The following is a 26,500-nucleotide window of genomic DNA, read 5'->3' on the forward strand; positions in this document are numbered from 1 at the left end:
GGACGACGACGAGGACTCCGACGACGACGAGGACTCCGACGCCGACGAGGACTCCGACGACGACGAGGACTCCGACGACGACGAGGGCTCGGACGACGACGAGGGCTCGGACGACGACCGGGAGACCGCCGGCGAGGCCAGCGCCACCGAGGACGCTCGAGAGGGCTCCGCGGAAGAGGGTGAGGACCGTGCGGCCGCGTCCGCCGACTCGGAGCCCCGCCGGGGCCGCTCGCGGGGTCGACGGGGTCGTCGCTCCCGGGGCCGGGACCGGTCCCCGGAGTCCGGTGAGGGCGAGCCCGCCGAGGCGAAGGCCGAGGCCGGCAAGGACGGGGCCGGCGCCCGGGACAAGAAGAACGAGCGCGAGGACCGGGAGGAGGACGACGGCAACGACGACCGCGGTCGCCGGGGCCGGGGCCGCCGCCGGGGCCGCACCTCCGAGCGCCGCGCCCGCAGCGGCGAGGCTCGCCGGGACCGCCGGGACCGTCGCCGGGTGAAGCGAGCCAAGATCGAGGAGCTGATCAAGGAAGGCGACGAGCTCATCGTTCAGGTCTCCAAGGCCCCCATCGGCTCGAAGGGCGCCCGGATCACGACCCACGTCTCCCTCCCCGGACGCCACCTGGTCTTCATGCCCACGGTGGATCACGTCGGCATCTCGCGCCGCATCGCCTCCGACAAGGAGCGCCGCCGGCTGCGAGAGACCATCGAGGAGCTGCGTCCGCCCGGGACGGGCTTCATCGTGCGCACCGTCGCGGACGGTGTGGATCGGGACAAGGCGCGGACCGACGCCCGCTTCCTGCTCGACCTCTGGGCCGACATCAACAAGCGCAAGGAGCGGATCAGCGCCCCGGCGCTCCTCCACCCGGACCTCGACCTCATCCTGCGCTCGACGCGCGACCTCTTCAGCGGAGAGGTCGACAAGCTGATCATCGACGACCGGACGGCCTACGAGCGCGTGCGGTCCTTCGTCGAGAAGCACATCCCGGCGCTCCTCGATCGCCTCGAGTTCTACGAGGGCAAGGAGCCGATCTTCGATGCCTACGGGATCGAAGACGAGCTGAAGCGGGCTCAGCAGCGGAAGGTGTGGCTGAAGAGCGGCGGCTACCTGATCATCGATCAGGCCGAGGCGCTCACCGCCATCGACGTCAACTCGGGCCGCTACATCGGCAAGAAGGACCTCGAGGAGACGATCACCAAGATCAACATCGAGGCGGCGGACGAGGTCGTCTATCAGCTCCGCCTGCGCAACCTCGGTGGCATCATCATCATCGACTTCATCGACATGGAGAAGTCGTCCAACCGGGAGAAGGTCTACCGGGCCCTCGACAAGGCGCTGCGCTCCGACAAGGCGAAGACCAACATCCTGAAGATCTCCGATCTCGGCCTGGTCGAGATGACCCGCAAGCGGGTCCGCGAGTCCCTCACCCGGATGATGCACGAGGCCTGCCCCTACTGCGACGGCCGAGGCATGGTGCGGACCACCACGACGGTGGCCTACGAGGTCCTGCGCGACGTCATGCGTGAGGCCGCCCATCGCAAGGGCAACTCGGTCTTCGTGAACTGCAGCAAGGACGTCGCCGCGCTCCTCACCACCGTCGAGCGCGACGCGCTCGGTCACACGATGGAGCGCTGCGGCAAGAAGGTCATCATCCGGCCCCAGGAGGGCTACCACCGCGAGCAGTACGATCTGGTCTCGCGCAACACCGGCACCGGCGCCGCCGTGGTGAGCACCCCGGAGGAGCCCGTCGCGGCGCGCGCCTCCGGCACCTCCGAGGCCCGGGAGCGCAACAGCCGCCGTCGCCGCCGCCGCCGTGGGCGCGGGCAGAAGGGCGGGGGCGAGGCCCGGGAGAACGGGGCCGGCGGGGGCGAGGACCAGGGTGGCGAGGCCAAGTCTGGTGAGGGTGGCGGGAACAAAGCCTCGCCGCCGGCCTCGAGCGAGGCGTGAGCATGGACGAACAGGCCCGCGAGGAGCTCGAGGCGCTGCGCAAGGAGGTCCGCTTGCAGGTGAACCACGAGTTCGCCTCCATGGAAGCCTTCATCACCGAGTACGTCGCCGACCTCTCCCGCTCCGGGGTCTTCGTCCGCAGCGACGACCCCCTGCCGGTGGGGACCCGGGTCGCCCTCAAGTTCTCGGTCGTCGCCGACGAGATCGAGACCCTCGAGGGGATCGGCGAGGTCGTGCGCGTCGTCCTGCCCGGGGGGGATCGCCCCGCCGGGATGGGCGTCGTCTTCCGCGAGCTCTCCGACTACAGCCAGGATCTGATCGAGCGCCTGGTCACCGGAGGCTGATCGACGCTGGCCGGGGGTGAGGGCACCTTCCTTGGGGGGAGGCAGGCCTTCACCTACAATCGAGCGGTGAGCCGGTCTTCCCAACTCGCCTCCATCGTCGAGGTCCTGGCGGCGATCCGTCACTTCTTCGACGTCGATGTCTGGGAGCGGGACCACTCCCAGCACAAGGGGATGGTCTGGTTCCTCCTGCGGCAGCTGCAGGTGGTCCTCCTGGTCGTGAAGGGCCTGCGGGAGGACAAGATCTTCGTGCGGGCCAACGCGCTGGCCTTCGTGACCCTCCTCTCGATCGTCCCCTTCCTGGCGGTGATCTTCTCGATCTTCCAGGCCCTGGGTGGCCTCACCTCGCTGCGGGAGAGCGTGCAGAAGTTCATCTACGACAACCTCGCGGTCGGCTCCGACTCGCAGCTGGTGAGCTGGCTCGACGGCCTGATCGCGAAGTTCCACGGGGGGGCGGTGGGGGGCATCGGCGTCGCGCTGCTGCTCTACGGCTCCATCCGCCTGATGATCGCGACCGAGGCTGCCTTCGACGGCATCTGGGGGGTGCGCCGCAAGCGCTCCCTGCTCTACCGGGTGGTCGTCTACTGGAGCCTGATGACCCTCGGCCCGATCCTGCTGGCCCTGAGCCTCGCGACCACCGCGGCCCTGCGGGGCTGGCTGGGCAGCGGCACCTTCGCCGGGCTCGCCGGGCTCTTCGGGCTGGTGCCGGCGCTGCTCTCGGTGCTGGGCTTCGCGCTGCTCTACCTGATCGTCCCCAACACCCGGGTGAAGGTGAGGCACGCCCTGATCGGCGGGCTCATCGCCGGCGCGCTCTTCGAGGGCGCGAAGTGGGGCTACGCCTGGGTGGCCGCGCACCTCTTCTCCTACAACGCGCTCTACGGGTCGCTGGGGGCGATCCCGGTCTTCATCATCTGGGTGAACATCTGCTGGATCCTCCTGCTCTTCGGCTGCGAGCTGACCTTCGCGAACCAGAACGTGAACACCCTGCGCCTGGAGCAGCGCGCCCGGGACGCCTCCACCCGCACCCGAGAGATCCTGGCCGCTCGCCTCATGCTGGAGGTGGCCTCCGCCTTCCACGACGGCGGCGATCCCCCCCAGGCCGCCTCCTGCAGCGAGCGCCTCGGCGCGCCCGTCCGCCTGGTCCGGGAGGTCCTCGATCAGCTCCGGGACGCCGGGCTGGTGCGCGAGGCCCTGGCGGGGGCCACGGATTCCGGGTGGTTACCAGCCCGGGTGCTCGAGCAGATCAGCGTCGGAGACGTGGTCGGAGCGGTGCGGGGGAGCGAGCAGGACGTGTTCAAACTGACGGAAGGGCCCGGAAGTATTGAGCTAGAGGCCCTGCAGGTGCAGGCCGAGGCCCTCGCCGCGGAGAGCCTGGACAAGATCACCTATCAGGCACTGGCCAGGGACCTCCGGGAAGGCTGACCTCGGGGGCCCGGGCCGGTGGCGGGTCCCCGCTGGCCCCCGAAGAAGATTCGCTTGCAATTACATATGGTTCAAAGCTAACGTCTCTTCATTGACCCTGGCCTCCACGTGCGTATCGGGGGTCGTTTTTCGCAAGAGGGGAGCCCGAAATGCTCGGTCGGCAAGAGGAGTCGGGAGAGTAGGGCATGTTGAAGTCCGATCTCGTACACGTTCTCGTGGAAAAACGAGGGATTACCCAGAAGCAGGCCGAGCAGGCTGTCGAGGTGATCTTCGAGACCATGCGGGACGCCCTCTGTGGTGGCGAAAACATTGAAATCAGGGGCTTTGGTGCCTTCCACGTGAAGCACTACAAGGGCTACCAGGGGCGTAACCCCAAGACCGGTGAGGTGATTCCGGTCGCCCCCAAACGCGGCATCCTCTTCCGCACCGGCAAGGAGCTGCGCGAGCGGATCAACCTCCTCCTCGAGGAGGAGCTCCGGGCCGCGCGCGGTGAGCAGGCTCAGGCCGCAGGCGCCGGCGCGATGAGCGACGAGCCGGGCCACCCCGGCGACTGATCGATCCGGCCTCCCGGATCGAGCAAGGCCACACCCTCAAAGGGGTCGAGCTGCGCCCGGGATCCGGAGGGGAGCTCGAGGCGGCCGAGGGGTCGCAGGGGGAGCTCGGCCGGGAGCTCGCCGTAGGCGAGCACCTCGATCCGGGGTCCGCCCGCCGGGCGAGCCCGCAGGAGGCGCGAGAGGGCCGAGCGCAGCTCCTCCGGGGCGAGCAGGGCGACGGGGCGGGCGCCGGCGAGGCGCTCCACGCCCTCCCGGAGTGCGGTCTGCTCCTCGGGATCGAGGGCCAGGACCGGGGCGTCCTCCAGCCGGGCGAGGGCGCCCCGCAGCCGGGCGTCGGTGAGCGGATCGAGGAGGAGGCAGGGGAGCGCCCCCGCCTCGAGGAGGGGCTGCACCAGCTGTCGCCCCAGGGCTCGCCGGGCGACCTCGATGCCCTCGCCGAGCAGGCGCTCGGGCTCGACCAGGAGGAGCGCCTCGAGCAGGCGATCGAGGGGACGCAGGGGGACGCCCTCCTCGAGGAGGAGCTGCAGGACGCGGTGGAGGAGCGAGGGGCCCAGCCGCGCGCGCACCTCCTCGACGAGGGAGGGGGCCTCGCCCTCCAGGTGATCGATGAGGGCAGCGGTGTGCTGCAGGGTCAGCCACTCGCCGGCGCTGTCCGCGAGCGCGCTCTGGAGCGCGCTGACCAGGAGCCGATCGGGGGTGAGGGGGTGCAGGCCGCAGCGTCGCGCCAGCGCCTCGGCGCCGGCCTCGAGCTCGAGCGCAGCCTGGCCCCGGTGCTCGATCTCGCGTCCGTCGATGCCCAGCAGCCGGGCCTCGTCCCGCCGCAGCGGGAGGACCGCGCGCTCGGGGAGGACTCCCTCGGCGAGGAGCGCGCCGTGGAGCAGCAGCCGGTAGCGGCCCGCCGCTCCCTCGCGCAGCAGGAGGGGCGGGGGCGCCAGGCCGAGGCGGGCCTGGAGGGCGCGGCGCAGCTCTCCCGGGAGCGCCTCGTGGTCCCCGGCCGCGGTGTCCCCCAGCTCGAGCACCAGCGCCCGGGAGGCGGCCGCGCGTGGGCTCGCCGGGAGGACGGCGCCGGGAGGGGGCGCGGATCCCGGCGCGGCGGCGCGGGGCTCGGGTAGCTCGCCGTCCGGATCGAGCTCGCGGTCGCGGTCCTTGCGCCGGTAGGCGAAGCGCGCGGCGGCGCCGAGGGTGAGGGACGAGAGGAGGAAGGGGAGGAGCGGGAGCCCCGGGACGAGGCCCAGGACGACGAGGACGGTGGCGGCCAGGGCGAGGGCCCGCGGGTCGTCGACGAGCTGCCGCACGAGCTCACCGGCCGAGCCCCCCTCGCCCCCCTGGCGGGCCACGCGGGTGACGACGACGCCCGCCGCGACGGAAGCCAGGAGGGCCGGGAGCTGGGAGACCAGGCCGTCCCCGATGGAGAGGAGCGTGAAGTGCGCGGCCGCCTCACCGGGGGAGAGGCCGTGGATCCCCACGCCCACCGCGAGGCCGCCCACGACGTTGATGAGCGTGATCAGGAGCCCGGCGATCGCGTCGCCCTTCACGAACTTCATGGCGCCGTCCAGGGCACCGTAGAAGCGGCTCTCCTCCTCCAGCTGCGCCCGGCGGCGGGCACCCTCGGCCTGGCTGCAACCACCGCTGCGCAGGTCGGCGTCGATGGAGAGCTGCTTGCCGGGCAGCCCGTCGAGGGTGAAGCGCGCGCCCACCTCGGCGACCCGCTCGGCGCCGCGCGCCACCACCACCAGCTGCACCACCGTGAGGATGGCGAAGACCACCGCGCCGACGATGTGCGAGCCCCCGACGACGAAGGCCCCGAAGGCCTCGATGATCTGTCCGGCCTCGCCGCGGCCGAGGATCTGCCGGGTCGAGGAGACGTTCAGGGCGAGGCGGAAGAGGGTGGAGATCAACAGGAGCGTGGGGAAGGACGAGAGGCGGAGGGGATCATGGAGGAGGAGGGCGGTCGCGAGGAGGAGGAGCGCCAGGCCGAGGTTGAGGGTGAGCAGGAGATCGAGGAGCAGGAGCGGGAGCGGAATCAGGAGGCTGCCGACGACGAAGAGCACGCCCAGGGCAGCGAGGAGATCGAGGAGCGGCGAGGGGTTCTTCATCGAGGGGCTCCGGGAGGCGAGGGGGCGGGGGCTTTCCGTTCGCCGCCGCCAGGGGGCGGCGCGAGGCCGGCGCGGTAGACGCTGGAGAGGAGCGCGGCGACCGGGGCGAAGAGCTCGGCGGGGATCTCCTCCCCGGGATCGAGGCGCATGAGCGCGCGGGCGAGGTGCCGGTCGCGGAGCATCGGGACGCGGGCCCGGCGCGCCTCGGCCCGCACGCGGGCGGCGGCCAGGCCGGTGGCCCGGCGTCCGAGGTAGGGGAGGGCGTCCAGGTGATCGTGGTGGATCGCGACGGCGAGGTGGGTCGGGTTCAGGACGACGACCTTGGCCTCGCCCAGGGGCGGCGCGGGGGCGAGCGTCATCTGCCGGTGCCGGCCCCGGCGCTCCTGCCGGGCCCGGGGGTCGCCGGTGTCCTGGCGCGCCTCCTCGCGCAGCTCTCGATCGCTCATGCGCAGCGAGACCTGGTGGCGATGCCGGCGCCAGAGGGTGTCGCCGAGCGCCGAGAGGGCCGCGAGCCCGAGGCCCGTCCACAGGAGGGGCCGGGCGAGCCCGGGCAGGAGGCCGAGGGCCGGGACCTCGCCGCCGAGGCGCGGCAGGGCTGCGAGGGTGGGGAGCTGCGCGGCGAAGACGCGCCCGAAGAGGGGAAGGGCGAGGAGGACGAGGAGCAGCCCCCGCAGCGGCCCCGCCAGGCGATCGAGGCCGAAGAGGCGCCGCCAGCCGGCGGCCGGGGAGAGGCGCTCGAGGCGGGGGCGCAGGGCGTGGAGGCCGAGGTGGCCGCCGCTCTGAGCGAGCCCCGCGAGCCACCCACCGAGCCCGAGGAGCGCGAGCCAGGGGAGGAGCAGCGCGAGGAGGGTCGAGGCCGCCTGCGCCAGCGCCGCCGCGGGGTCGCACTCCTCGGAGAGGAGGAGGGGCCAGAGCGCGGCGATCCGGCGGCCGGCCGGCGCCAACCCCGGGCCGAGGATCATGAGGAGGGCGGCGACGCCGAGGAGGCCCGCGGGCTCGGGAGAGACGGGGACGCGGCCCTCCCGCCGGGCCTGGCGGAGGCGGCGCGCGCTGGGAGGGTGGCGGCGGGCCTCGCTCACCGGCCGCTCCCGAGGAGGAGGGGCTCGAGGCGCTCGAGCACCTCGGCGACGGCCGGGAGCAGCTCACCCACGCTCAGCGCCGCGACCAGGGCGACGCCCAGCGACTTGAGCGGCTGACCGAGGAAGAAGAGCGGGAGGGCGGGGAGGAAGCGGCCGACGAGGCCGAGGGCGAGATCGAGGAGGAGGCTGGCGAGGAGGAAGGGCAGGGCCAGGGCCACCAGCGCTCCGAAGAAGAGGAGGCCCAGCTGCTGGAGGTCCGCGAGATCCAGGATCGGGAGATGCCGCATCGATCCGCCGCTGGCGAGGAGCCGGGCCGCCACCCGCAGGACGCGGTGGTCCAGCCCGGCGCTGCCGGCGCCGACGAGCAGGGCGAGCTCCAGGGCCAGCGCCAGCGGCGGCGCCCGCTCCCCGCCGGTCGAGGTGCCCGACCACTGCGAGGGCGTGCCGCGGCTCTGGGCGGCCACGCCGCCCACGCCCCGCAGCAGCGCGAAGGGGAGGTGGAGGGTCAGCCCGGCGGTGAGCCCCGCGGCGAAGGCCAGGCCGAGCTCGAGCGGCGCGGGCGGCGGGAGGGCGGGGTCGGCCAGGAGCGCCAGCCCGAGGGCCAGCGCGAGCCTCGCCGGCGCCGGGAGGTGGCGGCCACCGAAGAGCGGGACGATCCAGAGGAGGGGCGCCCAGAAGAGGAGGTCGCGCAGGACGGCCGGGCTCATCGGAGGGTGGGCTCCGCGGCGAGGAGGAGGAGGTCGGTGGTCAGCCGGGCCAGCTCGTCGAAGGCCCAGGGGCCGGTGAGCCCGAGGGTGAGGCCGACCGCCAGCAGGCGCAGGGCGAGGGCGAGGGCCTGGTCCTGGATCTGGGTGATGGCCTGGGCGACGCCCACCAGCAGGCCCATGAGCGCGGCGGCCAGCACCGGCGGCGCGGCCAGCGCGAGGGCGGCGTGCAGGGCCTGGGCGAGGAGCTCGGCGGGCAACGCGCTCATGGCCCGAGCCCTCCGCCGGGGAGGTAGCCGCGCACGAGGGCCTCGGCCAGGAGCTGCCAGCCGTCCGTCGCCACGAAGAGGAGGAGCTTCAAGGGGAGGGAGACCGTGGTGGGCGAGAGCATGTGCATCCCGAGCGAGAGCGTCACCGCGCTGACCACGAGGTCGACCACGAGGAAGGGGAGGAAGAGGAGGAAGCCGATCCGGAAGGCCTCCCGCAGCTCGCCGAGGAGGAAGGCGGGGACGAGGATCCGCAGCGCGGGTGCCTCCCCGGGCGGGGTCGAGGTGCCCTCCGCGACGCCCTCGCCGCCGGCGGCGAGCTCGAGGAAGAGAAGTCGATCCTCGGGGCGGCTGTGGCGCAGGAGGAAGTCTCGCAGCGGTCCGGCCGCCGCATCGAGCCGCGCCTCGAAGGACGCGCCCGCGCGCGCGGCCTCGGCCTGGGCGGCGTGCGCTCGCTGGGCGACCGGGGCCATGACGAAGCAGGAGAGGAGCAAGGCCAGGGAGGTCAGGACCGTGGTCGGTGGGACCGTGGCGCTGCCGAGGGCCGAGCGCAGGATGCCCAGCACGACCGCCATCTTGGCGAAGGAGGTCACCATGACCGCCAGGAAGGGCAGGAGGGAGAGGAGGGCGAGGAGGATGACGGTCTGGGGGATGTCGGCGGCGAGGCCGAACTCCGCCAGCTGCGTGGGATCGGGGAGGGTCGGGGTCATGCCTCGCCTCCCGCTTCCCCGGAGGCTTCGGCCAGGCGGGTGAGGAGGCGAGGGGCCGGCTCACCCCAGCCGACGACCAGGTGCTCGCCCCGGAACTCCACCACGGCCAGCCCGACCCGGGGGGCGAGCTCGAGGCGCGCCCTGAGGGTGAGGTCGGGGCCCGCGGGGGCCTGGCGGCGGCGCTGCCAGTGGAGCAGGGCCGCCGCGGCGAGCACCAGGAGCCCGAGGGAGAGGAGCAGGCTCATCTCCGCCTCGCGGTGAGGCGCACGGCCAGCCGATCGTCGAGCTCGACGAGCTCGCCCCGGCCCAGGATCTCCTCGTCGACCACCAGCTCGACCTCGGGCGAGCGCAGGTCGAGGGGCAGGACGACGCCGGGGGCGAGCGCGGCGAGGGACTCGAGGTCGAGCGAGAGTCGACCGAGCCGCAGGTGCAGGTCGATGCGGAGGTCGTCGAGAGGGGTACCGGTCATGGAGGGGGTCTCCGGGTGCAGGTGGACAGGGGGGGCGAGGGCCTCGATCGCGAGGTGGTCCGGGCCGAGGCTCCCGCTCGCCGTCAGCCCGGGGGCGAGGCAGAGCTGGGCCGGACCGAGGAGCCGGCCCTCCACCCGACGGTGCTCGGCGTGGAGCAGGAGGTGGTCCCCGGGGCGCAGCCGGGCGAGCTCGGCGTAGGGCAGCGCGGTGCGGCCCAGCTCCAGGGCGACCCTGACCTGGCGAGGGCAGCCGGGGCGGGCGGCGAGCTCCACCGGCGGCGGGGGCAGCCCGCGGCAGAGCTCGAGCAGCGAGGGGTCGAGGCCCACCTCGACGGCGCCGGCGCGCTCGCCCCAGTGGAGGTCGAAGGAGAGGGTGTGGCGGGCGCACGCGGCGGGCCGGGCCGCGAGGGAGAGGTGGGGGCCCTCCTCCTCGGCCACGGCGGCGAGGAGGCCGAGGAGCCGGTGGAGGAAGAGCGCGCGCTCGAGCCGCCCCGGAGGGGAGCCGGGATCCGGGCGAGGCGTCCGGGCCACGCCCTCGTCCGCGCGCAGGAGGCCGGGCCCCACCACCAGGGAGGCGAGGGCGCCGGTCGCGCGGTGCTGGAGCGCCAGCTCCAGGCCGACGGTCCGGCCCGCCGGTCCGGGACGCGGCTCACGCAGGGCGAGGGGCTCGCCGAGCACCGCACCGGCCCGCGAGAGCTGCACCGCCAGCCACCCCGCCAGCCGGTTGGCGAGGAGCGCGTGCTCGAGGAGCAGCGAGTTCTCGTCCTCGACGCGGCGCAGCCGCAGGGGAGCGAGGCCGGGTTCGTGGCGAAGATCGCGGGTGATCGTGGCGTCCATCGGCGGAGCCTCTCTCCAAGGGGCGTGCCACCTGCAGGAAGGCGCCCTCGAGGGTCTCCCGGGCAGCTGGAGCCTCTCGTGGTGGTCCGATCGCCGGCCATGCGTCCGCGAACCGGACCGACCGGCGGCGCTCAGCGAGGGGCGGCGCGCAGGAGCAGGGCGAGGTGGGGCGGCCGCCAGAGCAGGACGCGCTGATCGCTCCGGGAGAGGACCACCTCCGATCCGGGGGCACCCGAGGCCGACCCCTCCTCCCGGGAGGCCCGGACCAGCTGCGCCAGGGCGGCCAGCCGGCTGGCGCGATCGGCGCCGCCGGCGGGCGCCCGGGTGGGCGCGGGCGCGGGGGGCAGGTGAGCCTCCAGCCGGACCCAGGTGTCCGGTGCCAGGGCGAGCCCGACCGTCTCGAGGTCGGTCCGCCAGCGGGGCCTCGCGGCCGCGTCAGGCATCGGGGCCGGGCCTGCCGGAGGGGAGGGTCACCACCACGACCTCGACGTGCTCGGGCTCGAGGCCGGCGACGGCGCCGGCGACCAGCGACCTCACCGCGCGGGTGTCCGCCTCGGTGGGGCTGGCGTCGGGGAGCACCCTCAGGAGGATCGATGCCTTCTCGATGGTGGGCTCCCGCTCGCGCCCCCCGCCGCCGAGGCCGGTCGCCGCGAGGTGGACCCGGGCGTCGATCACGCCGGGGAGGGTGAGCAGGGTCCGGGTGACCTCACCGGCGGCGCCGCGAACGAGGCGCACCTGCTCCTCGACCCGGGAGGGGACGAGCCCGCCGCCCTCGAGGGTGTCGTCCCAGCCCTCGGGCCGACGCCGGGGGAGCCCCGCGCGATCGAGGGCCGTCACTGCCTCCCGGAGCTTCGAGGCGGAGACCCGGATGTCGAAGCCCTCCCGGCTGCTCTCCTTCGTCGGCTCGAGGCCAGCGGCGTAGAGCACGGTCAGCGCGCGGTTGGCCTGCGCCTCGTCGGCGACCTGCAGCGCGCTGGCGTCGCAGCCGGTGAGCCCGAGGAGGACGAGGAGGGAGGCGGCGAGGTTCCGGGCGTGGCTCATAGCTGGGTCCCCAGGAGCTGACGTGCCCCGCTGGAGGTGGACTCGACGACCTTCGAGAAGGTCTCGAGGATCAGGGTGCTGCGGTAGATGCGGGCCTGGAGCCCGATGAGCTCCTGGCTGGTGAAGGTGCGGCCGGCCCGCGCCTCGGAGATCAGGGCGTCGAGCGCCCGGCTTCCCTCGCGGGCTCCCCGGTAGAGGCGGGAGACGCTCTCGGTGGCGCCCGCATCCCCGACGGCCGCGAGGGGCGCGGAGCCTCCCGGGGCCACCGGGCCTGGCTCGACGGGCGGAGCGGGGATCCCGCCGGCCCGCTCCAGGTGGACCCGGAAGCGCTCCCCCGGGGGACCGTCGGTGGCCGGAGCGGCGGGGAGCCGGGGGGCCGCCCCGGTGAGGGGTGCGGACGAGGAGACGGCGCTGGTGACGATGGGCACGCGCTCCCCCTAGCGGATGTTGGCGATGGCGTTCTGAGCGGCCTCGTGCCGGGCCCGCATGATGTTGGAGAGCGCGGTGTAGGCCCGGGCCTCTCTGGCCATGCTCTCCTGCAGGGCCAGGTAGCGCAGGTTGAGCCCGCGGGAGCCGGACAGGAGCGACTCGAGCCCCGGGCTCTCGGCGGCCAGGCCACCGGCGGCCCCGGCGGTCCCGGCGCCGCGCGCACCGAGGAGGCGGGACATGCCGCCGAGGGCGAGGGAGATCAGCCCCGCGCCGGGCACGAGGGCGCCGGCGGCGCCGGCGACCTGCGAGGCGACGTCGAGGCCCCGCGAGATCCGGCCCCGGAAGGTGCTGCCGGGGAGGGCCGCCGAGGGCGCGGCGGGGGAGGGCGAGGAGAGGGCGGTGGGGAAGTCGAGGGACATGTCCGGGCTCCGGGGTTCGGGGTCGCCGGCCGCCAGCTACAAGGCGCGTGCCACCCCTCCGGATCCGCTTCCAGTGCGGCTCTCGTGCCGGTGACGGGGTGCGCGCAGCGTGGCGCACGTCCGAAGGCGCGACCTCGGTCCGTCGCCCGGACCGGAGCCTCTACTTCCTCCGGGTGAGCGGGACCTCGGCGGCCCGGTTGCCGCCGGCGTCCTGGGCGATGGCGACTGCGTCGGTGGCCTCCCGGATCATCTGGGCGAAGGAGACGTCACCCTTCCCCCGGTAGACCGCGATGCCGATGCTGGCGGTGGTGCCGGCGCTGCCCTCGATGAGGGTGAGGCGGGTCTTGGCGACTCGCCGCCGGATGCGCTCGGCCGCGGAGCGGGCGCCCCGGTGGCCGGTGTGAGGCAGGACCGCCAGGATGTGTCCGGGCCCGAGATCGACGGCGATGTCCTGATCGCGGAGCGCCCGGGAGACCGCCAGCCGCAGGCCGCCCTCCAGGGTCTCGACCATCTCGGCACCGTGGGCCAGCTCCACCTCGGCCAGGGAGTCGAAGGCGACGCGCAGGAGGGTGAAGGGGATCCCGTAGCGTCGGGCGCGCTTGAGCTCGGCCGCCAGCAGCGGCTTGAAGTGCTCGAAGCGGTAGAGGTGGGTGCGCGGATCGACCGGCGCGGCGGCCTCCTCCAGGCTGGCGGCGGCCTTGCCGGCGGCCTGCCGCTCCCGGTGGGCCGCCACCATCTGCGCCAGCGCCCAGGCGGTCAGCCCGAGGGCGCGCAGGGGCACCGGCCGGGCGAGGGCCCCCTGGGCGCCGAGGCGCTCGGCCTCGCTCTCCATCTCGACCACGTCCGAGCCCTTCGGGAAGATCGTGAGGAGGGCCGGGCGGGGCTCGGGCAGGGTCTCGAGGGCGAGGGAGACCTGCTCGGCCTCGAAGCCCTCGGTGACGGAGAGGACCACGACCTCGATCGCGTCCTCGCCGTGCGCCTCGAGGAGGGCGACGGCCTCCTCGATCTCGGCGCAGCCCCTCGCCGTCAGCCCCGCCTCCTCGAGGGCCTCGATGCTCCGGCCCAGCGCCCCCCGGTTGGGCTCGACGATCAATGACACCGGTGCGGCGGCCGGCGGCTCCTTCTCCTGGCGGTCGTTGCTCATGCTCTAGTAGACGATCCTGTTCCCGCCCCGCTCGAGGGCGAAGCGCAGCGCCGCGCTCGAGGCCTTGATCAGGCCCGCGAAGCTCATGCGCTCGGAGGGACGGCTGGCGGAGAGCCCCACCGAGAGGGTGGGGGTGAAGGTGGTGCCGCCGGCCTGGATCCGGCTGCGCTTGATCACGGAGCGGATGCGCTTGCCCACGGCGACGGCTCCCTCGAGGGAGGTGTGGGGCATGAGGATCAGGATGTTCTGGCGGCCGTAGGAGACCGGGAGGTCGGTGTCTCGCAGGGAGCGCCGGACGGCGAGGGCGAGACCGCCGTAGAGCTCGTCGAGGATGGCGTCCTGATCCGGCGCCGCGGCCTTGATCTCCTCGAGGCGCGGCGGGTCGTAGCTCATCAGGAGCACGGCGAGGGGGTAGTCGTAGCGGCGCGCCCGCTTCACCTCCACGTAGAGCGCCTCCTTGAAGTAGGCGAAGGTGTAGAAGCCGGTGCGCGCCTCGCGGACGCTGCTCTCCTCCCGCAGCTCGGCGGGGGCGCGGCCCGGGCGGCCCGCGATGGCCGCCATCTCGCCCTTGAGCTGACGGATGAGCGCCATCGAGCGGACGCAGGTGAGGAGCTCTCGCCGCTTGAGCGGCCGGACGAGGTAGTTCTCGGCGCCCACCTTCCGGCAGTGGGTCACCGCCGCGCGATCCTCACGGGAGAAGAGCAGGACGCAGGGGATGGTCGGATCGAAGACCTCCTTGACGTGCTGCACCAGGCTGTACCCATCCCCGCCGGGCAGGCGGGCGCCGGTGAGGACGATGTCCGGCTCGAAGGTCTTCAGCTCCCGCCGGGCGGCGGCCAGCGAGCGGGCGAGCTGGACCCGGTAGCCGTCCCGGGCGAGCAGATCACGGGTGCTTTCCAGAAAGCGCGGGTTCCGGTCCGCCACTAGGATCTTCTCCCGCCTCCGCATCGCGCAGACCGAAGTCTACCCCCTGGGGCCCTGCCATCGCCAGATCGCTTCCAGGACGCCGGAACCGGCCCTCCGCGGGCTCCGACCCTGGCGCGTCGGTCGTCCAGTCGTTCAGGTTCTGGACGGCCCGGGACGGGCATTGACAAAGGCCACCCCTGGATCGTTTGCTACGAGCCCACCAGAAAAGGGGCTTTGCGGTCTCTACGGGCTCTCGGGCTCCTTCCTTCCGTTTTCGGATCCGGGCTTGCACGTACCTTCACCCTCGAATTCCCGGCGTCCGTCGAACGACTCCCGCGCCGGGCCCGCACCCGACAACCTCCCGGTTCACAGAGGTACCTCATGCGATCGACCACCCTGCTCACCACTCCGATCGTCCTCTTCGGGCTGGCGCTCTCCCTCTCGGTCTCGGCTTGCAGCTGTGACAACGGGGGCGGCGTCACCAGCACGAACGCGATTCCCACCGTCGACCAGGAGCACCTCGACTTCGGCGACGTAGAGGTCGGCGGAGCCCGGATCATCGAGCTCGAGCTCTCCAACACCGGGCAGGGCACCCTGAAGGTCGAGAACACCCTCATCACCGGCACGGGCAAGGACTGGTTCCAGGTCTCGCCCCGCAAGGTGACCCTCGCCACCGGCGGCATCGCCCGGATCGAGGTCACCTTCCAGCCCATCGACGTCGGGGTGGCGGACGCGACGATCACCTTCTTCAGCAACTCCCGGGACGTGCCCGAGAAGGTCGTGACCGTGACCGGGCGGGGCTTCATCCCGGCGGTCGCGGTGACGCCCCAGGCCCTCGACTTCGGGAACGTCATCGTCGAGACGCTCAAGACCCTGAGCATCACCGTCTCCAACACCGGCACCGACGCCGCCGGCGTGCGCCTGCGGCCCCTGACCGGGCAGTCCGCGGCGCAGTTCGAGATGACGGCGCCGGCGGGCACCTCGGGTGAGGTCTTCCTGCTGGAGGCCGGTAACGAGGCGACCATCGACGTCACCTACTCCCCCGCGCTCACCGGGAGGCACCTCGCGGCCTTCACCATCGAGCCCTGCGACGCCTGCCAGCCGGTGAACGTGAACCTCTCCGGCGTGGGCATCGAGTCGGGCCTGGTGGTCGAGCCCGCCTCCATCGACTTCGGCGCGGTGAACCCGGGCTCCACCCTGACCCGGCCCATCACCTTCCGGAACATCGGCAACCGCCAGGTGCAGATCACCGGCGTGGACCCGGTCAGCCTCACCCAGGGCTCGGCGCCGGACCCCGCCTTCTCGGTCGAGTCCCTCACCCTGCCGATCGTCCTGGACGAGGGCGACGTCGTGCCGGTGGGCATCACCTTCTCCCCGGGCGACCTCAACAGCCACACCGGCGCCATCGGCTGGTACTCCACCGACCCCAAGAACCCCGAGGGTCAGGTGGTCGTGGTGGGCCGCGGCGGCGGCCCGGACATCGAGCTGCTGCCTCCCTCGGTGGAGTTCGGGCCGGTCGCCATGGGCGCCCCCCTCACCCGCCGGGTGATCATCACCAACGTGGGCTTCGAGAACCTGGTCATCTCCGACATCGCGATCCGCGGCTCCACCGACTTCACCATCGTCTCCTCGCCCACCGACCTCGTCCTCCCGGTCGGTGACGTGCGCGAGGTGGTGGTGGCCTTCGATCCGACCACCGAGGCCTCGATCGAAGGTGAGCTGGTCGTGTCCTCCAACGACGCGGACGAGCTCGAGGCCATCGCCGAGCTCCACGGCACCGGCATCGACCTGCCGCCCTGCAGCCCGCTGGTGACGCCGCCGGCCCTCAACTTCGGCAACGTCGAGCGCAACAAGCGGCGCACCCTGGAGTTCGGGGTGACCAACCCGGCCGGCGCCTCCGACCAGTGCCTGGTCTCGGTGCTCGATCTCACCGGCGACTCGGATCCCGAGTTCAGCCTGCCCGCCGGCCCCCTCAACGGCATCCTCCTGGATCCGGGCCAGACCCAGCGGGTGGCGGTGGAGTTCATGGCCGCCGACAACGGCAGCTACCACGGGACGGTCCGCTTCTACGTCTCCGATCCGAGCAACCCCGAGATCGACGTGGCGCTCACCGCCACCGCCCGGGCCGCCGAGATCCTCATCGCGCCGGACGACCTCGACTTCGGCGTGATCAAGGTCGGCTGCTCGACCCGCGACCGGCAGTTCTGCGTCTACAACACCGGCTCCACCAACGTGACCCTGATGGACCTCACCCTGGTCGAGTCGAGCCCCAACACCGAGTTCTTCTTCATGAGCTTCCCGCCGGGGGTGGGGACGCCCAGCGGCCAGACCATCACGCCGGGAGGCCAGGCCTGCTTCACGATGAGCTACAAGCCCGTCGATCTGGGTGACGACAGCGCCGCCGTCTACCTCGACATCGCCCAGTTCCCGGATCCCTTCGTGATCACGGTGACCGGCACCGGCGCCACCGACGCCATCCAGACCGACACCTTCGTGCAGCTGGATCAGCCCGAGGCCGACATCCTCTTCGTCATCGACAACTCCTGCTCGATGTACGAGGAGCAGACCGCGCTCTCGACGAACTTCGACTCCTTCATCCGCTTCGCGACCCAGCAGGCCATCGACTACCACATCGCCGCGACCACCACCGACACCGGCTCGTCGGGCGAGCAGGGGGCCTTCGTCCCGACGGATGGCTCCCGGGCGCGGATCGTGACCCCGGATCTGACCGACCCCGAGGGCGTCTTCCGGGCCAACGTCCAGCTCGGCACCAGCGGCAGCGCGACCGAGAAGGGGCTCGAGGCGGGGTACATGGCCCTCTCGGATCCCAAGATCAACGACCCGACGGTGAACGGCGGCTTCCTGCGCCCCGACGCCCACCTGGCGGTGATCTTCATCTCCGACGAGCACGACCAGTCGGGCAACGTGGTCGACTTCTACATCAACTTCTTCCTGAACATCCGCGGCTTCCGCCGGGCCAACCTCTTCTCGGGCTCCGCCATCGTCGGCCCCTCGCCGGGGGGCTGCAGCGGAGCGGGCGGCAGCGCCTCCGCCGGTCCGGAGTACATCGACGTCGCCCGCCGCACCGGCGGCGTGGTGGAGTCGATCTGCACCTCCGACTGGTCCAAGGCCCTGGAGAACCTCTCCCTGGTGGCCTTCGGCTACAAGAGCCGCTTCTTCCTGAACAACATCCCCGTCCCGGGCACCGTCACGGTCGTCGTCCATCGCCCCGATGGCTCGAGCTACACCGCGACGGCCTGGGACCTCGACACGGCGACCAACTCGGTCGACTTCGATCCGCTGGCGATCCCCGAGCCGGGCGACACGGTCGAGGTCACCTACGAGGTGCAGTGCCTCTGACGCCCATCTGGGGCGACCAAGCGAAATAGAACGCCGCTCTCGAGCGGCGAGTGAGGGAGCGCCGGTGTCCCGATCACCCAGTAGAGGTGGGGGGCGCCGGCGCACCGTTCATGAGGACGAACACATGAAGCGCCTGCTGACGACTCTCGGCCTGCTCTCGACCCTGGTGATCCCCGCGCTGGCCACCGCCCAGCCGGACCTCACGGTGAGCAACATCACCTCGGATCCCATGATCTTCTCGGGCCGGGACACGACGGTCACCTTCACCATCACGAACCTCGGGACGGCGGTGAACCCCTCGACCTTCGAGTTCCGGGTCTACCTCTCGGACAACCGGGTGATCACCCTCAACGATCTCCAGCTCTACGCCGGCTCGCTGCCCAGCGCGGCGAACGTGCCGGGGACGCCGACGACGCTCACCGTCTCGATCCCCAGCGGGATCAACGAGGGGGGCTACTACCTGGGCGTGATCGTGGACGCCGGGAGCGTCATCGACGAGCCCAACGAGGTGAACAACGCCCGGAGGGGCGAGCTGATCCAGGTGCGTACGCCCGCCCCGGATCTCACCGCGGCCGAGGTCCGGATCCCTCCCCTGGGGGCCGCCGGCGAGGCCATCGCCGTGACCTTCACCATGGAGAACCGGGGCAACGAGCCGGCCACCTTCGAGTACGGGGTTTACCTCTCCCACAACTCGACGATCTCCCCGGAGGACCTGCTGCTCTTCCGCGGTCAGCGGAACCTCACCGCGGGCACCTTCCAGACCCGCTCCGACTACGTCCACCTGAGCCCCACGCTGCCCGAGGGCGAGTACTACCTGGGGCTCGTGCTGGATCCCGACGGGCTGGTGCACGAGCTCGATGAGACCAACAACGCCCAGGCCAGCCCGCTGCCGCTGCAGGTGCTGCGGCCCGAGCTCGCCGTCATCACCACCTTCGTCCCCGAGGCCGTCGTCAGCGTGCCCTTCGACTGGCGCTTCGCGGCCATCGGCGGCACCGGCAACTACTCCTTCGCGCTGACCAGCGGCAGCCTGCCGCCCGGCCTGGCCCTCGACGGCGCCACCGGTGACGTGACGGGGACCCCGACGGCGGCGGGGGAGTACCGCTTCGTCCTCGAGGTGACCTCCGGGGCCCAGTCGGCGGCCACCGGCTACACGATCCTGGTCTCGGAGCCCACCGTCTCCCTGAGCGTGCTGACCGGCGCCCTGCCGCCGGGCGTGCTCCAGCAGGCCTACTCCACCCGCCTGGCGGCCGTGGGCGGTGCGCCTCCCTACAGCTGGACGGAGCTCTCCGGGCGCCTCCCTGGCGGCCTGATCCTCTCCCAGGACGGCGTGCTCTCCGGCGCGCCCACCCTGGTGGGCAGCTTCTCCCTCGAGATCGAGGTCAGCGACGCCCGGGGCGAGATCGCCCGGGTCCTCCTGCCCCTGAAGATCGTGGATCAGGGGATCCTCACCATCACCACCGGCTTCCTGCCGGTGGGCCAGGTGGAGCAGGCCTACATCGCGGGCTTCGAGGTCGTCGGGGGTGAGCCGCCGATGACCTGGTCCCTCGTGGGCGGCGAGCTGCCCCCGGGGATCGCCCTCGAGCCCAACGTCGGCATCCTCTCCGGGGCCCCGCTGGGCGCCGGCCGCTATCGCTTCCAGGTGCAGGTCACCGACTCCGGCGGCCTCTTCGACACCAACAACTACGTCATCGAGTCGCTCGCCCAGCCCCTCGCCATCGTCACCGCCGAGCTCGATCCGGCCCAGGTTGGCGAGGAGTACGCCCAGAACCTCAACGTCCTCCCGAGCTCCGGCGAGGGCCCCTTCACCTGGCGGATCCGCTCCGGCGAGGTGCCCGAGGGCCTCGACTTCGACGGAAGCGCGGGCACCATCACCGGCACCCCGGCCGCGGGCTCGGCGGGGACCTATAACCTGCTGCTCGAGGCGACCGATGTCCGGGGCGCCTTCGGCCGCCGGGCCTTCGTGCTCGAGGTCCGCGACCCCGCGCTCCAGCAGCGGCTCGCCATGCAGCCCGAGGACAAGGGCTGCTCCAGCGCCTCGGGCGAGGGGCTCCTCGCGCTCGTCGGGATCCTCGCCCTGGGTCTCCTCCGGCGGCGGCGCCGCGCCGGCGGGCTCCTCCTGCTGGCGGCGGCCCTCGCGCTGCCGGGCGTCAGCCGCGCCCAGGGCAACTACTCGGTCTCCATCGTCCCCGAGACCTACGTGGCGGTGAGCGGCGGGACGCCGGTCTCCTTCAGCTCCTCGGACGAGGCCACCACGACCGTGGATCTGCCCTTCGTCTTCAGCTTCTGGGGCGTGAACTACACCCAGGTCACGATCAGCACCAACGGCTTCGTGGCCTTCGGGGGCAGCACCGGCTCGAACTACAGCAACGACCCGATCCCGGACGCCAGCACCCCCAACGGCTTCGTCGCGCTCTTCTGGGACGACCTCGCGGCCGGCTCGGGACAGGTGGTCACGGCCGTGCAGGGCAGCGCGCCGAACCGGGCCTTCGTCATCGAGTACGCGAACTGGAGCCGCTACGGGGGTGGGAACACCTTCTCGATGAAGCTGCGGCTCTACGAGACGACGAACGTCATCCGGGTGAGCTACGGCGGGATGAGCGGCACGAGCTCGATGAGCGCCTCGGCCGGCATCGAGAACCAGGCCGGCACGGCGGGGCTCGAGGGCCTGATGTGCACCCCGGCGTGCACCGCCAGCGCCTGGCCCACCAACATGTCCATCATCTACTCCCGGGATCCCGACATCGCGACCCTCTCGGCCACGGCGCCGACCACGGTCTTCGGCTCGGTGCCGGCCCAGATCGACGCCGAGATCGCCAACCTGGGCGGAAAGGCCGCCGGACCCTTCGTGGTCGGGGCGCTGCTCTCGAACGACACCACCCTCGACGCGGCCGACCGCATCCTGAGCGGCCAGGCCGACGTCAACGGGCTCGCGACCGGCGAGGTGAGGCACATCTCCTTCCTGGCCCAGCTGCCGGCCGATCTGCAGCCCAACGTCACCTACTACCTCTTCGTGGTCGCGAACCTCACCTCCACGGTCCAGGAGGGCGGGCTGACGAACAACACCTACGGCCCCCTCGAGATCCGCTCCGGGCCGCCGACCGCGAACCTGCGGGTTTCGCCGCCCACCGCGAGCCAGGGAACGGCGGCGCCGGGGACCGCCCTGCAGGTCACGCTTCGGATCGAGAACACCGGCAACCTCGACGCTGCCTCCGACTTCGCGGTCGTGCTCTCCGGCAACTCGGTGATCAGCACCGAGGACCTCGCCCTCGCCTCGGGGACCCTCTCGCTGGCGCCGCAGGAGGTCGATCAGCGGACGATCTCGGTGACCCTGCCCTCGACCCTCGCCCAGGGGGTCTACTACCTCGGCCTGATCGCCGACACCCAGAACACCCTCGACGAACCCGACGAGGCGGACAACGCCGCGGCGAGCCTGGCCACCCTGGGGGTGGTGAGCAACTCGATGATCGTGCTGACCCAGACCCTGCCCGAGGGCAGGGTGGGGCGGGCCTACGAGGTCTGGCTCGAGGCCGCCGGCGGCAACGGCACCATCACCTGGAGCCTGGCGGGCGGCAGCCTGCCCCCCGGCATCGCCCTCACCGGCGCCGGCCGGCTCACGGGCACCCCGACCACCGCCGGGGACTACGAGATCCGCTTCCTCGCCAAGAGCGGCGCCCAGGCCGCGCTGGTGACCCTCCACCTGATGGTGCAGGAGCAGTCCCTGCCCCTGACGGTGGTCACCCAGGCCCTCCCGGACGGCATCTTCGGCTCCGAGTACTCCGTGCGCCTCACCGCGGTCGGCGGGACGCCGCCCCTGACCTGGGCCCTCTCCTCCGGCACGCTGCCGCCGGGGATGGCCGTCCTGCCCGACGGGATCCTCGGCGGGCTCTCGGGGAGCGAGGGCGACTTCTCCTTCGGGGTGGCGGTGACCGACGGCGACGGCGCGTCGGCCAGCCGCGACCTCGACCTCCACGTCGCCCAGCCCGGCAACCTGGTGGTGGTCACCGCCGAGCTGCCCCGGGCCCGTCTGGCCGAGGCCTACGAGGCCTCCCTCCTGGCGGCCGGCGGTACGCCTCCCTACAAGTGGGCGCTCGACGGCCCCGGGCGGCTGCCGGAGGGGCTCACCCTCGACACCGACGGCCGCCTCTGGGGGACGCCCACCGAGGTCGGCGTCTTCGACATCACGGTGCAGGTGCGGGACGATCGCGCTCGCTTCGACACCAACACCCTCTCCCTGACCGTGGGCGCGGACCAGGGGATCACCATCCTCACCGGCCTGCTCCCCTCGGCGACCTACGAGATCGAGTACCAGGCCCACCTCACGGCCACCGGCGGGCAGACCCCCTACACCTGGTCGATCACCGGCGGCGAGCTGCCTGCCGGTCTCGATCTGGAGGAGGACGGCCGGATCGTGGGCACCCCCATCGGCGACGGCCAGGAGACCCTCTCGGCCTTCATCGTCGAGGCGGTGGACGCGGCCGGCCGCCGGGACCTGGCCGGGCTCTCCATCCGGGTCGCCAACGGCCCGGTGGTGCAGCCGCGAGGCGGATGCGATAGCGGGCGCGGCGGCTCCTCGTCGGCGCCCTTCCTGGCCTTCCTCCTGGTGGGGGTGGCCGCGCTCTTCGGGCGTGGGCGGTTCGGACGATGAGCACCAAGAGCGTGAGAGAGGATACGACGGTGACGAAGCTTCGGATGGTGGGCGCCCTGGGCGCCGTGATGGTGCTCTCGGTGGTGGTGTTCCTGGCCGCGCCCGGCTGCGGCGGCAAGAAGGGCTGCAAGGGCGTGCGCTGCCCGTCCGGCTCCTTCTGCGCCGAGACGGACGGGCTCTGTCACTGCGGAGGCCCCTCGGGGGCGATCTGCGGGGACGACGAGGCCTGCGATCCCCTCGCCGGGGTCTGCCGGGCGCCGAGCAGCGCCTGCGACGCGGTCTCCTGTGGCGCGGGCGAGGCCTGCGACGCCACCGACGGCCAGTGCAAGTGCGGCGGCTCCGGGGGCGCCACCTGCGGCACCGGGGAGGTCTGCGAATCGGCCAGCGGCACCTGCGTCGTGCCGGCGCGATGCACCAGCGTGGTCTGCGCGCCGGGCGAGCACTGCCACCCCGGCTCGGGGCTCTGTCACTGCGGCCCGGCCGAGTGCGGGATCGGCGAGCGCTGCGAGGACGGGGCCTGCACCCCGGACCTCTGCTTCGGCGTCGCCTGCTCCGGCGGAAACGTCTGCGATCCCACCGACGGCCGCTGCCGCTGCGGCGTGGCCGGCGGTCCGGTCTGCGGCGGCTCGGAGACCTGCGATCCGGACACCGCCAGCTGTGTCCCCGCGGCCAGCTGCCTCGGAGTCGAGTGCACACCGGGCACCGCCTGCGATCCGGCCGACGGCGTCTGCAAGTGCGGCGGCCTCGGGGGCGAGGCCTGCCTCTCCGACCAGAGCTGCGACCTCTCCGCCTTCCTCTGCGTCGGGGGCGATCCCTGCGTGAACGTCACCTGCTCCGCCGGGACCACCTGCGATCCCGAGGACGGGATGTGCCGCTGCGGCGGTCAGGGTGGACCCACCTGCACGGAGGGGGAGCGCTGCGTCTTCCTGGGGGGCATCGATCCCTTCTGCAGCGCCGCCTGTTCGCCGGCCTTCCCCGACTGCATCGACGAGACCGAGGCCTGCTACTACTCGGTCGGCCTGGACGAGACCTTCTGCCTCGCCGAGGGCGAGGGGCTGGTGGACGCCTTCTGCGCCGCCGCCGCGGACTGCGCCTCGGGTCTCCACTGCATGGTCGAGGGCACCGGCGCCGGCACCTGCCTCTACTACTGCGATCCCGGCGCTTCCTATCCGCAGCCGGGCTCCTGTGGGGTCGGGTACTACTGCGACTCGGTCTTCACCCAGCAGCCCTCGCTGGGGGTCTGCCGGAACGCCAGCGGCTGATCCCGCGAGGGCGGCCCCGCGCCGATCGGGGCTTTACAGAGGCCGCCCTTTGCGGTTGATTGACTTGCCAATCAATAATTGACCGGCGGGAAGCAGCCCGCCGGGGGAGGCAAGATCATGGGCCGCGAGGTGATGTTCACCGAGGAGCACCAGCTCTTCCGCAAGACCGTCCGCACCTTCTGCGAGAAGGAGCTCGCCCCCCACACCGACGAGTGGGACAAGGCCGGGCTCTTCCCCCGGGAGGTCTTCCAGCGGGCCGGGGAGCTGGGCCTGCTGGGCATCAACAAGGGGGAGGACGTCGGCGGCGCGGGCCTCGACTACTGGTACACCGTCGCCTACGCCGAGTCCCTGGCCTACTCCCGCAACGCGGGCGTCAACATGGCGCTGATGGTCCAGAGCGACATGGCCACCCCGATCATCGACGAGATCGGCTCGGACGAGGTGAAGCAGGAGTTCCTCGCCCCGGCGATCGCCGGCGAGAAGATCGCCGCCCTCGGCGTGACCGAGCCGGGGGTGGGCTCGGACGTGGCCAACCTCGCCACCACCGCCAGGAAGGACGGCGACGACTACGTCATCAACGGCCAGAAGACCTTCATCACCAACGGCACCCGGGCGGACTTCATCACCCTGGCCGTCCGCACGGGAGAGGAGGGCTTCGGCGGCATCTCCTTCGTGGTCGTGCCCACCGACGTGAAGGGCTACTCGGTCTCCCGCAAGCTGGAGAAGATGGGCAACCTCGCCTCGGACACCGCCGAGATCTTCTTCGACGACGTGCGCATCCCCCAGCGCTATCGCCTCGGTGACGAGAACGCGGGCTTCTACCACATCATGACCAACTTCCAGGGGGAGCGGCTCATCGCCGCCATCACCGCGGTGTCGGGGATGGAGCTGATGATCCGCGACGCCATCGCCTACGGCTTCGAGCGCAAGGCCTTCGGCCGCCCGATCGTGAAGTTCCAGGTCTGGCGCCACCGCTTCGCCGAGCTGCTCACCCAGGTCGAGGCCGCCCGCCAGCTGACCTACTACGCCTGCGACAAGTTCGACCGGGGCGAGATGGCGACCAAGGAGATCAGCATGGCCAAGCTCTACGCTGGCGATCTGATCCAGAAGGTCGCCTACGAGTGCCAGCAGTTCCACGGGGGCTACGGCTACGTGATGGACTACGACATCGCCCGGGCCTTCCGCGACGTCCGCCTGATCACCATCGGCGGCGGCACCAGCGAGGTCATGAAGGAGATCCTCTCGAAGCTGGAGGGGATGTGAGCCTGGTACCGGGCGACGAGGCCCGGGTGGTCCTGGTCACGGCGCCGACGCCCGAGGTGGCCGCGGCGCTGGCCCGGGGGCTGGTGGAGGAGGGGCTCATCGCCTGCGCCAACCTCGTGCCCGGGCTGCGCTCGATCTACCGCTGGCAGGGGGAGGTCTGCGACGACCCCGAGGTCCTGCTCGTCCTGAAGACCGAGGCCGGGCGGCTCGAGGCGGTGGAGGCGGCGGTGCGCGAGCGGCACCCCTACGACACGCCGGAGCTCCTCGCGCTGCCGGTGAGCGAGGGCTCCGACCGCTACCTCGGCTGGCTCTCGGCGAGCCTCGCTGGCGCCGCCTCAGGCGAGGACGGCGCGCAGGAGGAGTGAGGCGACCGCCGCCGGCAGCTGACCCAGCGCGCCCTTCACCGCCAGCAGCTCGTTGAGCACCTGGTAGCGCACCGGCCCGAGCCGGATCACCGGCTGGATGATCACCTTCAGGCCGACCTCGACTCCGAGCCCCGCGTCGAGGGCCTCGGTGGCGGCGGAGAGCATCTGGGCGCGCTCCCGGTCGTCGAAGTTGGTCAGGTAGAACTGCCGGACCACCCGCAGCGCGTGCGCGACCTCCGAGCTCATCCGGTGGCCTCCGACCTCGACCACGTGGGCCTCGAGATCGATCCGCTTCTGGGGGGAGGGTGAGCGGCGGGGCGCCGGGGGAGGCCGGGGCGCCGGGGACTGGCGCTTCTGCGCGGGGGGCGGACGAGGGGCCGGGGCCCGGGCGGCCGGGCGGGGCGCGGGCACCTCGGCCGGCCGCAGGGAGTCCGCCCAGACGGCCCCGCTCTCTTCCAGCGGAGTGCCGAGGAGGGCGCCGGACACGCTCTCGGAGAGGATCTCCGGCGCCAGCTCGATCGAGCCGGGGTCGAAGTCCTTCGGGTTCGCCACGTGCCGGGGGGGCTCGATGGCCCGCTCGTGAGCCGCGATCAGCTCCGGACGCTGCTGGTGGGGCGGGAGGGAGGCCTCGGCGAGGGACACCGGACCGCGGCCCCCCAGGCCCAGGGGATCGGGCGTGCGCTCCCGCGCCGGATCCGGCGCCTCCCCGACGTCGAGGAGGTGCAGCTTTCCGGTGCGGGGATCGAGGATCGCCGCGTGCACCCGAACGTCGTCCGGGATCACCGCCGCGGAGCGCAGCTCGCCGGCCGCCCGGGGCAGCCAGCCCTGGGGGTCGTCGAGCAGGCCCAGGTAGCCGCGGAGGTCGGCGGAGGGGATCGCGTCCCGATCGACGCCGCGGCTGCGGAAGGCCTCGACCAGCGCCGCCGAGTCCTGCGGGCTCATGGCCGAGGGGAGGGCGAGGAGGAGCACCTCCCGGCAGCCGTGGCGGAAGCAGGCCGCGGCCACCGCCCGCACGACGCCCGGATCGAGGCTGCCCCCGGCGTCCCGCTGGGGGCCGCCGGGGAGCGTGATCATCACCGCGTCGCCGGGTGTCAGGCCCAGGGCCGCGTCGAGCCAGCCCACCAGCCAGGGGTGGGCCGGCGCCACGATGCAGAGCTCGAGATCCGTCTCGTCGTCGACGAGGCCGCCCAGGGGGGAGGCCGCCTTCATCGCGCCCCGAAGGCGCTGCAGGGTGTCTCGCGCCACG

23 protein-coding genes are annotated in these 26,500 nt (G+C 72.7%); 9 read left to right on the forward strand and 14 right to left on the reverse strand.

Annotation, left to right across the window (positions count from 1 at the left end):
* The 4 genes from P1V51_20755 to P1V51_20770 form a co-directional block, all read left to right on the forward strand.
* A partial coding sequence (locus P1V51_20755) for an Rne/Rng family ribonuclease (protein MDF1565480.1) occupies nt 1-1,942 on the forward strand: 1,942 nt, incomplete at its 5' end.
* A 2-nt stretch (nt 1,943-1,944) separates the two neighbouring features.
* Nucleotides 1,945-2,286, forward strand: coding sequence for a PilZ domain-containing protein (locus tag P1V51_20760; GenBank protein MDF1565481.1), 342 nt, complete (start codon nt 1,945-1,947; stop codon nt 2,284-2,286).
* A gap of 66 nt (nt 2,287-2,352) precedes the next feature.
* Nucleotides 2,353-3,705: a YhjD/YihY/BrkB family envelope integrity protein gene (locus tag P1V51_20765; protein MDF1565482.1), complete on the forward strand. Its 1,353-nt coding sequence runs from the start codon at nt 2,353-2,355 to the stop codon at nt 3,703-3,705.
* A gap of 185 nt (nt 3,706-3,890) precedes the next feature.
* Nucleotides 3,891-4,259: an integration host factor subunit beta gene (locus P1V51_20770; protein MDF1565483.1), complete on the forward strand. Its 369-nt coding sequence runs from the start codon at nt 3,891-3,893 to the stop codon at nt 4,257-4,259.
* Here the strand turns inward: P1V51_20770 and P1V51_20775 are convergent.
* The 13 genes from P1V51_20775 to P1V51_20835 all read right to left on the reverse strand — a co-directional run bounded on the left by P1V51_20775 (nt 4,205) and on the right by P1V51_20835 (nt 14,377).
* Nucleotides 4,205-6,355: a flagellar biosynthesis protein FlhA gene (locus P1V51_20775; protein ID MDF1565484.1), complete on the reverse strand. Its 2,151-nt coding sequence runs from the start codon at nt 6,353-6,355 to the stop codon at nt 4,205-4,207. The genes P1V51_20770 and P1V51_20775 overlap by 55 nt on opposite strands.
* Entirely contained in the window at nt 6,352-7,434 is a 1,083-nt protein-coding gene (locus P1V51_20780; protein ID MDF1565485.1) for an EscU/YscU/HrcU family type III secretion system export apparatus switch protein, read from the reverse strand. The genes P1V51_20775 and P1V51_20780 overlap by 4 nt, the downstream gene beginning before the upstream one ends.
* The gene (locus P1V51_20785; protein MDF1565486.1) at nt 7,431-8,141 is read right to left on the reverse strand and encodes a flagellar biosynthetic protein FliR; all 711 of its coding nucleotides are present in this window, start codon (nt 8,139-8,141) and stop codon (nt 7,431-7,433) included. Before P1V51_20785 ends, P1V51_20780 begins: the two co-directional genes overlap by 4 nt.
* Nucleotides 8,138-8,407 (reverse strand): flagellar biosynthetic protein FliQ, encoded by a 270-nt coding sequence (locus tag P1V51_20790; protein ID MDF1565487.1) that lies wholly within the window; start codon nt 8,405-8,407, stop codon nt 8,138-8,140. Before P1V51_20790 ends, P1V51_20785 begins: the two co-directional genes overlap by 4 nt.
* A complete protein-coding gene (locus tag P1V51_20795) occupies nt 8,404-9,114 on the reverse strand; it encodes a flagellar type III secretion system pore protein FliP (GenBank protein MDF1565488.1) in 711 nt (236 codons plus the stop codon). Before P1V51_20795 ends, P1V51_20790 begins: the two co-directional genes overlap by 4 nt.
* Entirely contained in the window at nt 9,111-9,359 is a 249-nt protein-coding gene (locus tag P1V51_20800) for a hypothetical protein (GenBank protein ID MDF1565489.1), read from the reverse strand. Before P1V51_20800 ends, P1V51_20795 begins: the two co-directional genes overlap by 4 nt.
* Nucleotides 9,356-10,420, reverse strand: coding sequence for a FliM/FliN family flagellar motor switch protein (locus tag P1V51_20805; protein MDF1565490.1), 1,065 nt, complete (start codon nt 10,418-10,420; stop codon nt 9,356-9,358). The genes P1V51_20800 and P1V51_20805 overlap by 4 nt, the downstream gene beginning before the upstream one ends.
* 131 nt (nt 10,421-10,551) lie before the next feature.
* Complete coding sequence (locus P1V51_20810; GenBank protein ID MDF1565491.1) at nt 10,552-10,863, reverse strand: hypothetical protein; 312 nt, start codon at nt 10,861-10,863, stop codon at nt 10,552-10,554.
* Nucleotides 10,856-11,461, reverse strand: coding sequence for a hypothetical protein (locus P1V51_20815; protein MDF1565492.1), 606 nt, complete (start codon nt 11,459-11,461; stop codon nt 10,856-10,858). The genes P1V51_20810 and P1V51_20815 overlap by 8 nt, the downstream gene beginning before the upstream one ends.
* Complete coding sequence (locus P1V51_20820; GenBank protein ID MDF1565493.1) at nt 11,458-11,889, reverse strand: hypothetical protein; 432 nt, start codon at nt 11,887-11,889, stop codon at nt 11,458-11,460. The genes P1V51_20815 and P1V51_20820 overlap by 4 nt, the downstream gene beginning before the upstream one ends.
* A gap of 9 nt (nt 11,890-11,898) precedes the next feature.
* Nucleotides 11,899-12,309, reverse strand: a complete 411-nt coding sequence (locus P1V51_20825; GenBank protein MDF1565494.1) for a hypothetical protein — start codon at nt 12,307-12,309, stop codon at nt 11,899-11,901.
* A gap of 160 nt (nt 12,310-12,469) precedes the next feature.
* Nucleotides 12,470-13,453, reverse strand: a complete 984-nt coding sequence (locus P1V51_20830; protein ID MDF1565495.1) for a GGDEF domain-containing protein — start codon at nt 13,451-13,453, stop codon at nt 12,470-12,472.
* A 3-nt stretch (nt 13,454-13,456) separates the two neighbouring features.
* Nucleotides 13,457-14,377 carry a response regulator gene (locus P1V51_20835; protein ID MDF1565496.1) on the reverse strand — a complete coding sequence of 307 codons (921 nt, stop codon included), beginning with the start codon at nt 14,375-14,377 and terminating at the stop codon, nt 13,457-13,459.
* 363 nt (nt 14,378-14,740) lie between these two features.
* Between P1V51_20835 and P1V51_20840 the strand changes: the two genes are divergently transcribed.
* From P1V51_20840 to P1V51_20860, 5 genes are all read left to right on the forward strand, one after another.
* On the forward strand, nt 14,741-17,719 hold the full coding sequence (locus tag P1V51_20840; GenBank protein MDF1565497.1) for a choice-of-anchor D domain-containing protein: 2,979 nt from the start codon (nt 14,741-14,743) through the stop codon (nt 17,717-17,719).
* Between the two features lie 124 nt (nt 17,720-17,843).
* Nucleotides 17,844-22,364: a putative Ig domain-containing protein gene (locus P1V51_20845; protein MDF1565498.1), complete on the forward strand. Its 4,521-nt coding sequence runs from the start codon at nt 17,844-17,846 to the stop codon at nt 22,362-22,364.
* Nucleotides 22,365-22,393: 29 nt separating this feature from the next.
* Complete coding sequence (locus P1V51_20850; GenBank protein MDF1565499.1) at nt 22,394-23,626, forward strand: hypothetical protein; 1,233 nt, start codon at nt 22,394-22,396, stop codon at nt 23,624-23,626.
* Between the two features lie 132 nt (nt 23,627-23,758).
* Nucleotides 23,759-24,889 carry an acyl-CoA dehydrogenase family protein gene (locus tag P1V51_20855; protein MDF1565500.1) on the forward strand — a complete coding sequence of 377 codons (1,131 nt, stop codon included), beginning with the start codon at nt 23,759-23,761 and terminating at the stop codon, nt 24,887-24,889.
* Entirely contained in the window at nt 24,886-25,254 is a 369-nt protein-coding gene (locus P1V51_20860) for a divalent-cation tolerance protein CutA (protein ID MDF1565501.1), read from the forward strand. The genes P1V51_20855 and P1V51_20860 overlap by 4 nt, the downstream gene beginning before the upstream one ends.
* Here the strand turns inward: P1V51_20860 and P1V51_20865 are convergent.
* Nucleotides 25,225-26,499 carry a hypothetical protein gene (locus tag P1V51_20865; GenBank protein ID MDF1565502.1) on the reverse strand — a complete coding sequence of 425 codons (1,275 nt, stop codon included), beginning with the start codon at nt 26,497-26,499 and terminating at the stop codon, nt 25,225-25,227. The genes P1V51_20860 and P1V51_20865 overlap by 30 nt on opposite strands.
* Between the last annotated feature and the right edge of the window lies 1 nt (nt 26,500).

The sequence above is a fragment of the Deltaproteobacteria bacterium genome, assembly GCA_029210625.1.
In the GTDB taxonomy this organism is placed as follows: domain Bacteria; phylum Myxococcota; class Myxococcia; order SLRQ01; family SLRQ01; genus JARGFU01.

Coding starts and splice junctions, on each gene's coding strand:
- P1V51_20770 (MDF1565483.1), top strand. CDS start 3,891: ATGTTGAAGTCCGATCTCGTACACGTTCTCGTGGAAAAACGAGGGATT.
- P1V51_20825 (MDF1565494.1), bottom strand. CDS start 12,309: ATGTCCCTCGACTTCCCCACCGCCCTCTCCTCGCCCTCCCCCGCCGCG.
- P1V51_20830 (MDF1565495.1), bottom strand. CDS start 13,453: ATGAGCAACGACCGCCAGGAGAAGGAGCCGCCGGCCGCCGCACCGGTG.
- P1V51_20785 (MDF1565486.1), bottom strand. CDS start 8,141: ATGAGCCCGGCCGTCCTGCGCGACCTCCTCTTCTGGGCGCCCCTCCTC.
- P1V51_20775 (MDF1565484.1), bottom strand. CDS start 6,355: ATGAAGAACCCCTCGCCGCTCCTCGATCTCCTCGCTGCCCTGGGCGTG.
- P1V51_20795 (MDF1565488.1), bottom strand. CDS start 9,114: ATGACCCCGACCCTCCCCGATCCCACGCAGCTGGCGGAGTTCGGCCTC.
- P1V51_20790 (MDF1565487.1), bottom strand. CDS start 8,407: ATGAGCGCGTTGCCCGCCGAGCTCCTCGCCCAGGCCCTGCACGCCGCC.
- P1V51_20800 (MDF1565489.1), bottom strand. CDS start 9,359: ATGAGCCTGCTCCTCTCCCTCGGGCTCCTGGTGCTCGCCGCGGCGGCC.
- P1V51_20855 (MDF1565500.1), top strand. CDS start 23,759: ATGTTCACCGAGGAGCACCAGCTCTTCCGCAAGACCGTCCGCACCTTC.
- P1V51_20845 (MDF1565498.1), top strand. CDS start 17,844: ATGAAGCGCCTGCTGACGACTCTCGGCCTGCTCTCGACCCTGGTGATC.
- P1V51_20760 (MDF1565481.1), top strand. CDS start 1,945: ATGGACGAACAGGCCCGCGAGGAGCTCGAGGCGCTGCGCAAGGAGGTC.
- P1V51_20815 (MDF1565492.1), bottom strand. CDS start 11,461: ATGAGCCACGCCCGGAACCTCGCCGCCTCCCTCCTCGTCCTCCTCGGG.
- P1V51_20840 (MDF1565497.1), top strand. CDS start 14,741: ATGCGATCGACCACCCTGCTCACCACTCCGATCGTCCTCTTCGGGCTG.
- P1V51_20805 (MDF1565490.1), bottom strand. CDS start 10,420: ATGGACGCCACGATCACCCGCGATCTTCGCCACGAACCCGGCCTCGCT.
- P1V51_20810 (MDF1565491.1), bottom strand. CDS start 10,863: ATGCCTGACGCGGCCGCGAGGCCCCGCTGGCGGACCGACCTCGAGACG.